This window comes from Thermovirga sp., assembly GCA_012523215.1.
In the GTDB taxonomy this organism is placed as follows: Bacteria; Synergistota; Synergistia; order Synergistales; family Thermovirgaceae; genus 58-81.
The window spans coordinates 1-5,675 of sequence record JAAYIZ010000310.1; the positions used below are offsets into that span (position 1 = coordinate 1).

General features: G+C 57.2%; 7 protein-coding genes. All 7 read right to left on the reverse strand.

The genetic code is table 11. The annotated features are described in order from the left end of the window. Nucleotides 1-950: thioredoxin-disulfide reductase (gene trxB, locus GX108_08315; GenBank protein NLO57025.1), on the reverse strand; the 950-nt coding region annotated here is incomplete at its 3' end. A gap of 56 nt (nucleotides 951-1,006) precedes the next feature. After that, on the reverse strand, nucleotides 1,007-1,855 hold the full coding sequence (gene prmC / locus GX108_08320) for a peptide chain release factor N(5)-glutamine methyltransferase (GenBank protein NLO57026.1): 849 nt from the start codon (nucleotides 1,853-1,855) through the stop codon (nucleotides 1,007-1,009). 3 nt (nucleotides 1,856-1,858) lie between these two features. Then, the gene (gene prfA / locus GX108_08325; protein NLO57027.1) at nucleotides 1,859-2,935 is read right to left on the reverse strand and encodes a peptide chain release factor 1; all 1,077 of its coding nucleotides are present in this window, start codon (nucleotides 2,933-2,935) and stop codon (nucleotides 1,859-1,861) included. A 2-nt stretch (nucleotides 2,936-2,937) separates the two neighbouring features. Then, nucleotides 2,938-3,888: a DUF1385 domain-containing protein gene (locus tag GX108_08330; GenBank protein NLO57028.1), complete on the reverse strand. Its 951-nt coding sequence runs from the start codon at nucleotides 3,886-3,888 to the stop codon at nucleotides 2,938-2,940. Then, nucleotides 3,882-4,577 (reverse strand): FAD-dependent thymidylate synthase, encoded by a 696-nt coding sequence (locus tag GX108_08335; protein ID NLO57029.1) that lies wholly within the window; start codon nucleotides 4,575-4,577, stop codon nucleotides 3,882-3,884. Before GX108_08335 ends, GX108_08330 begins: the two co-directional genes overlap by 7 nt. A 25-nt stretch (nucleotides 4,578-4,602) precedes the next feature. Continuing rightward, entirely contained in the window at nucleotides 4,603-4,851 is a 249-nt protein-coding gene (gene rpmE / locus GX108_08340; protein NLO57030.1) for a 50S ribosomal protein L31, read from the reverse strand. Nucleotides 4,852-4,946: 95 nt separating this feature from the next. Beyond that, complete coding sequence (locus tag GX108_08345) at nucleotides 4,947-5,495, reverse strand: hut operon positive regulator HutP (GenBank protein NLO57031.1); 549 nt, start codon at nucleotides 5,493-5,495, stop codon at nucleotides 4,947-4,949. Nucleotides 5,496-5,675: the final 180 nt, after the last annotated feature.

Genomic DNA, 5,675 nt, shown 5'->3' on the forward strand with positions numbered 1-5,675 from the left:
ACCTGTTCAGGCTCAAGGAGGAGGCCCTGGATGTGCAGTTGTTCCGATATATAGGACGAGGCGGCCATGGCGGCCGTGGCACCGTCCCCTGCGGCCGTTATGACCTGCCTCAGGAATTTATCCCTGACGTCGCCGGCGGCGAATAGACCTTCAACGCTGGTTTCCATTCTCTCGTTGGTCAACAGCCATCCGCCCTTCGTGGATTCGACAAGTCCCTCCATGAAGGAGATGTTTGGATCCATGCCGGTGAAGACGAACACGCCCGAGACCGGGAGATCCGAAACTTCTCCGGTCCTGACATTTTTCAGAACGAGCTTTTCAAGCATGTCCTCTCCGGCTATCTTTTCAACAACTGAGTTCCATATGACCTCTATCTTGGGGTTCGTCAGGGCTCTCTCCGTGGCCATTCTATCGGCGCGGAAACTGTCCCTCCGGTGAATGATGAACACCTTTGAGGCAAACTGGGTCAGGTAGACGGCTTCTTCCACGGCCGTGTTTCCCCCTCCGATGACCGCGATCTCCTGGTCCTCGAAAAAGGCTCCGTCACAGACCGCGCAGTAACTGACGCCCCTGCCTGTAAATTCCACTTCTCCGGGAGCACCCAGCCTTCTGAAGCTGGCGCCGGTAGCTATGATGACGGCTTCGGCCTCTATTTCCCCCTTATCGGTATGGATGACCTTTCTTCCGCCGTCAAGGGTTATCTTCCTGACCTCGGTTTCCAGGAACTCGGCCTTGAAGTGCTCGGCATGTTCTCTGAAGCTATCGGCCAGTTCAGCGCCGCTGGCATGGAGGACGCCCGTCCAGTTCTCGATCTCACCGGTGGAATTTATCTGACCCCCCGGTATTCCCTTTTCGAGGACCAGGACGTCAAGTCCCGATCTCTTCCCGTAGATGGCGGCAGTGAGCCCCGCTGGTCCTGCTCCTATGATCACGAGTTCCCTTTTTCCCATCGGCGCATTCCTCCTGAACGTAAGGTTTTCTCTCCGTGAAAACTCATAACATTGTATCAAAAGGGCGATCTCTTCAAAACGATCACCCTGGCGATCCCCTGCAGATCTCTGGTCATGGATTCGAAAATCATCGGCTTTTCCGTTATTGAAATCAGCCTTTCCGCCTGCTCGTCATTTCCCGTCTCGAGGATGAGGGTGCCTCCCGACGCAAGGATCGTCGGCGCCCATTTTACCAGGGTCAGATAATGGTCAAACCCGGACTTTCCTCCGTTGAGAGCGCAAGGGGGCTCATGACGGCCCACTTCCGGCATCAGTTCAGAAATCTCCTTGGTGGGAATATAGGGAGGGTTACTGATGATCATCTCGAATCCCGAGGTTGGAACAGGAATCCTCTCGAAGGAGGAGCTGTGGCAGAGCAGGCATCTTCCCAGGAGGCCTCTTTCCTTGAGGTTTCTCCACGCCCAAGAGAGGGCCCGGGGACTGCTGTCGACGGCGACGCACCTGCTGCACGGGTTGTCAAGCAGTATGGAAACAGCGATGCACCCGGAACCGGTTCCCCAGTCCAGGAAAAGCCCACCCCGGAAGTGGTTTCTGCTTTCCAGCACCAGCAATTCCGTCTCGGGGCGGGGGACCAGGCAACCGGGACCGACCCTGAAAAGGTGGTCCATGAATTCGCAGTAACCGGTTATATACTGAAGAGGTTCCCTGGCGGCCCTCCTCTCCAGGACGTCCATCAGGCCTGGAACAAGCTCACCGGGGAAGATTCTTTCTGGGTGGGCAAGGAGGATAACCCGTTCTACTCCCATTACATGACAGATCAAAAGATCGGCTTCGAACCAGGGTCTTTCGATCCCGGCTTCGATAAGCCTCGTGGAAGCTAGTTTTCGGGCCTCCCAAAGTTCCAAGGTTTAACCTTCCATGGTTCTCATCTTCTCCGCCTGATCGGCCATGGCCAGGGCGGTTATCATCTCCTGGAGATCCCCCTCTAGCATGCCATCCAGTCGGTGGAGGGTCAGACCGATGCGATGATCGGTCACACGGTTCTGCGGGAAATTGTAAGTACGGATCCTCTCGGACCTTTCCCCCGTTCCAACCTGCCCCTTGCGCTCGGCTGCCACCTTCTCCTGCTGATGCCTGAGCTCCAGGTCGTAGAGCTTCGCCCTCAGGAAATTCATTGCCTTGACACGGTTTTTTATCTGTGACCTTTCATCCTGGCAAGTAACGACAATGCCGGTCGGGAGATGGGTTATCCTGACGGCGGAGTCGGTCATGTTCACATGTTGGCCACCCGCTCCGCTGGCCCGATAGGTATCAATCTTGAGGTCTTCCTGCCTGACTTCGACATCGACATCCTCGGCCTCGGGGAGGACCGCCACCGTGGCGGTGGAAGTATGGATCCTCCCGCTCGATTCGGTCACGGGGACCCTCTGGACCCTGTGGACGCCGCTCTCAAATTTAAGCTGGCTGTAAGCACCTTGTCCGTCGATCCTGAAGACGACCTCCTTGTAACCCCCGATGCCGGTCTCGTTGCTGTTCAATACTTCGATGCTCCAGCCGTTGCCCTCGGCGAAGAGGGAATACATGCGGAAGAGGTCACCGGCGAAGAGGGCCGCCTCGTCGCCCCCGGTCCCGGCCCTGATCTCCACGATGACGCTTTTGTCGTCGTTGGGGTCCTTCGGGAGCAAAAGGATCTGGAGCCTCGACTCCAGTTCTTCCATCTTCGGCTCGAGCTCGCGCGCCTCTTCCTGAGCCAGTTCTTCGAGTTCGGGGTCCCCCGAGTGGACGAGTTCCCTGGCCTCCTCGAGCCTAGAGCGAACACCCCTGTATTCCCTGTAGGTCTCCACGACCCCGACGATCTCGGAGCGCTTCTTGCCGAGGCGTTGGAGCTCTCCCGGGTTCGAACCCACCGAGGGCTCGGACATCCTGCGTTCTATATCCTCCAGGGATTTTTCCAGTTCTTCCAGTTTCCCATCTATATTATTAATCGTCACTTTTCACCACCGTCGGTTTGTCCCGTTGCATCCTCCCCCTCAAGGGCGAGGTCAAGCGCCGCCAGGGCTACTTCTATCTGTTCCAGGTCTGGCTCTCGGGTGGTCAGGTATTGGAGCCAGAGCGCCGGAGCCATAAGGATCCTTCCAAGGGTGCCCTTCCTCGAGCACCATCGGATCATCTCATAGGAGACGCCTATCACGACGGGCAGGAGCAGCAATCTCGAGGCAACCCGCCAGGCGATGGATCCATGCCCGGCCGCCGCGAAGACCAGGACGCTCACGGCGACCACCACAAGCAGGAAGGAGGTACCGCAACGGGAGTGAATCCTCGAAAATCTGGATACCTGTTCCTTGTCCAGCGTAGCCCCGGATTCCCAGGCATTTATGGTCTTATGCTCCGCGCCATGGTAGGCGAAAACCCTGGCGATGTCCTTCCAGAGTCCTATTAGGGCGATATAGGCCACGAAAACCGCCGCCCTAGCCACACCTTCCATGATATTTCCCCAGAAACGGCTCATGCCCAGGTACCGTATCCCGAGATCGGAAATCCAGACGGGAAGCAGTATAAAGAGCCCGATGACCCCGAGTATCGCCACGGCGAAGGTCACGACCAGTTCTAGGGGGCCGATCTTCTCTTCCTCGCCCAGTGCCACCTGGGCTGAAAGAGAGATGGCGCGGAAGCCGGTGACGAGCATCTCCACCATCATGGCAAGGCCTCGAAGAACCGGGAGATTCCAGGGCGGGGAGGAGTTCCACGGCAGGGTCTCCCACCTTCTCTTCCAGATATCCCCTCCAGGTGATCTCACGGCCAGCGCCCAACTGCTGGGGCCTCTCATGAGAACGCCCTCGATGACGGCCTGACCTCCGACGGGTATCTCCCTGGTTGAAAAAAACCAGGGGAGCACAAGGGAAAGGATGACGGAAAAGGAGTAGGTGGTCCCTAGCATCCGGATAGGACCTCTTCCATGGTCGAAAAGGGTTTTCCGCAGGGCTTGCTTTCAAAGCAGCGCCCCCGGGTGAGACAATCCGGGCCGGCCAGTGAAAATAGCAACGGAGCCTTTTCCCTGGCCGAAATAAGCATCCTCCGGGCCAGGTCTCGAATCTCCCACTGGGCTCGGCGGCAGAGACGCATCGCGAAGAAGTGATGCAGTTCGCGGGCGTTCATCGTCACCACTATCTTCGTAGCCCATCCGTGGGGGAGGATGTACCGGGCATCCTCGGCAGGTATTCCCCATTCAAGCATCTTCCTGTAAGCGCCGTGAGCCTCCATGGCGGCCCTTGTGAAAAGGTCCAGGACCTCCGGATTGAAGGATAGCGACGGCGGGGTTATCACTTCCGGCTCTTTCATATGGACGTAACGCTGGCTCTGCTGGGAGTAGCTGGCCATCCTGTGCCTGACCAGCTGGTGCGAACAGACCCTGCTGATCCCATCGATGGCGAAGGTAAAGGCCGCGTGTTCGAAGGGGGAGAGGTGCCCCGAGGACCTCAAATGGCCTATGAAACGGGAAATATCCTCGCTCCTGGTATCCTCGGCGATATCCACAGCGGAGACGTCGCTATAGCATAACCTCGCGGCGGCGGCTACCGTCCTGTCGGGATCGGGGGTGTTCGCCAGCAGCAGAACACTGATTGGCATGGGTTCACCTCTTGATTATGCTGGATCAGTCCTTCTTCTCTTCCTCCCCGTTTTCAGCAGGTTTACCGAAACGGGTACCGGCGTATTTCTTCTGGAACTTCTCGACCCTGCCGGCTTCGGATACCCTTGTGCCGCGTTTTCCCGTAAAGACCGGGTGACAAGCGGAACAGACGGCTACCTTGATCTCCTCCACGGTGGACCCGGTCGCGAAGGAGTTCCCGCAGGCGCAGGTCACCTTGCATTCACCATACTTGGGATGTATATCCTTTTTCATTGAGCGCACCTCCGTGAAGAAACTATCTTTTCATTCCACAAGGAAGGAATGTAACACAGGGCTGTTGAAAAAACAATAAGGGCGGCCCTTGCGGATCAAATATGCATAACCCCCAACCCGCACCTCTCATGGTGGGCAACTGCGTGGTAGGCCGAATCGCCGACGACCGCTACGGCGATCCAGTGCCTGTTCCTGACAATCCCGATCTTCATGCCTATACTTGTTTCCAGCATCCCTACCGAGATGAAGCCGTTCATGGCCTCGAAGGCTGCGTGCATCAGGGCATGCATCTCGTTGGAATTCTTCCTGACAATCTCGCCGTTCAGAGCGGCCCCGACCACGGCCCTGGTGATCTTCTGGGGCAGATCCCCGGCAAGTCCACCGACTTCGGTCGCCACTGCCTTCCAGCCGAAATCGGTGATCTGTTCCTTAAGGATTCTCTCCTCCTCCGGACCCGTCGTGGAAGCGAGAATGAGAGCGGACCGACCTATCTGGCTGTCGTCGGTAAGGGTTATGACCACCGACAGTTCCATCACCCTTCGTCCTTGGACTGCATCATCACAGGGAACATCCCGGGACGTCCTGTCCGGTGCGTCTTCCTGTTCCACTCCGCTTTTCCTTACCAAACCCCATAATTCCCGCATTATCGTATAATCCCCCCGGATCGCATGGAGGCCAGTGATCCGCCCCCCAGGCCCGTCAAAGTTCTCTTTATAAGTATATACTAATGGCGAGTGAGCGGGTAACATGGGCAGTATCGACCCATGCCGGCCAGGAAGAGGCTGTCCAATGAACTTGAACCCTTCATGTTTTTTGTTTAAAAT